The 1,584-nt window shown below is 79.2% G+C and carries 1 protein-coding gene and 1 pseudogene; both read left to right on the forward strand.

Annotated features, from left to right (window positions below; translation table 11 throughout):
- Positions 1 to 159: 159 nt before the first annotated feature.
- Positions 160 to 1,356, forward strand: a complete 1,197-nt coding sequence (locus tag CBZ_RS20325; protein WP_130783228.1) for a DUF4350 domain-containing protein — start codon at positions 160 to 162, stop codon at positions 1,354 to 1,356.
- Positions 1,353 to 1,584, forward strand: a pseudogene (locus tag CBZ_RS21570) (hypothetical protein); the annotation flags it as partial. The gene CBZ_RS20325 and the pseudogene CBZ_RS21570, both read left to right, overlap by 4 nt.

The raw sequence follows: 1,584 nt of genomic DNA on the forward strand, positions 1-1,584 counted from the left end.
CCTGCGCGTCGCGGGCGACCTGTTCGACGGTGTCGCCTACGGCGGCGTCGCGGCGACGGCCGAGGACGACGCCCGGCTGCGCGACGTCGACGCGCGCGTGCGCGCCACCCGGCCGACGTCCCCGTCGCGCGAGCCGTCGGACCACCCGGCGGTGCCCGCGTGAGCGTCACGACGGCCCCCGTGGTGGGCGACGGCACGACGGCGGCCTCGCGTGCCCGGCGTCGCTGGCGGCGGCTGCGTGCGCCCCTCGTCGTGCTCGTGCTGCTCGCCCTCGCGGGTCTGCTCGCGGCGCTGCCCACGCCCCGCACGTCGGCCGACCCGCTGGCGCCCGACAACCCTGACGGCGGCGGTGCGCGCGCGGCCGCGCAGATCCTCGGCCGCGAGGGGGTCGACGTCGAGTACGTCCGCCGGCACGGTGACGCCGTCCGGCTCGCGGAGGAGGGCACGACGCTGCTCGTCATCGGCGGCGACCTGGTGCTCGAGGACGCCGTCCTGGAGGAGCTCGTCGCGACCGGTGCCGACCTCGTGCTCGTCGACGCGGTGCGCGCCCTGTCCGTCGCGACCGACGCCGTGACCGCGGCAGGCGCGCCGTTCGCCGACGACGGCGTGGAGCGCACCGCGCAGTGCGACGACCCCGATGCGCAGGCGGCCGGGTCGATCACCGCGAGCGGCGGGCTCCAGGCGCTCACCGACGACGCCGTCGTGTGCTTCCCCGGCCCGGGCGACGCACCGGGGTCCGGCGCGTACGCCGTCGTCGACGGCCCGCAGCGCGTCACCGCGCTCGCCGACAGCGCCCCCCTCACCAACGACCACCTCGCCACCGCCGGCAACGCCGCGCTGGTGCTGCGGATGCTCGGCCGGAACGACCGCCTGGTCTGGTACATCCCGTCGTACGACGACGTCGGCGCCGGGAGCGAGGCGAGCGCCGGACCCGGGCTCGGCGCCCTGCTCCCCCCGGCCGTCCCGCTCGTCGCGCTCCAACTCGTCCTCGTCGTCGTCGCGGCCGCCGTGTGGCGGGGCCGGCGACTCGGCCGCGTCGTCGCCGAGCCGCTGCCCGTCGTCGTGCCGGCAGCCGAGACCACGCGCGGGCGCGGGCGGCTGTACCGCCGGTCGCGGTCGTACGGCCACGCCGCCGCCGCGCTGCGTGCCGGTGCGGCGTCGCGGTGCGCGCAGCGCCTCGGGCTCGCCCGGTCGGCCGACGCGCACACGCTCGTCGACGCCGTCGTCCGCGCCACGGGGCGCCCGACGACGGAGGTTGAGGCTCTGCTGTACGGGCCACCACCCCACGACGACCTGGGACTCGCGCGGCTCGCGCAGGCCCTGGACCACCTGGAGAGCGAGGTTCACCGACCGTGACCGACGAGACCACCGGCACCCCGCCGGTCCCCGCACCGGCGGCACCGCCGACGTCCCCGAGCCCCTGGCAGACGACCGCGCCGGGCGCTCCTGCCGCGCAGGCGGACCCCTTCGCGAAGCCCGCCGCTCCCCCGGCTCCGGCCGCGGACGTCCCCCCGGCACCTCCCGCGCCCGCGGCACCCGCTCCCGCGCCCACCGTCGCCCCGGTCGCGGCGGCTCCCGCGGCAC

Source organism: Cellulomonas biazotea (assembly GCF_004306155.1).
Classification (GTDB): Bacteria; Actinomycetota; Actinomycetes; order Actinomycetales; family Cellulomonadaceae; genus Cellulomonas; species Cellulomonas biazotea.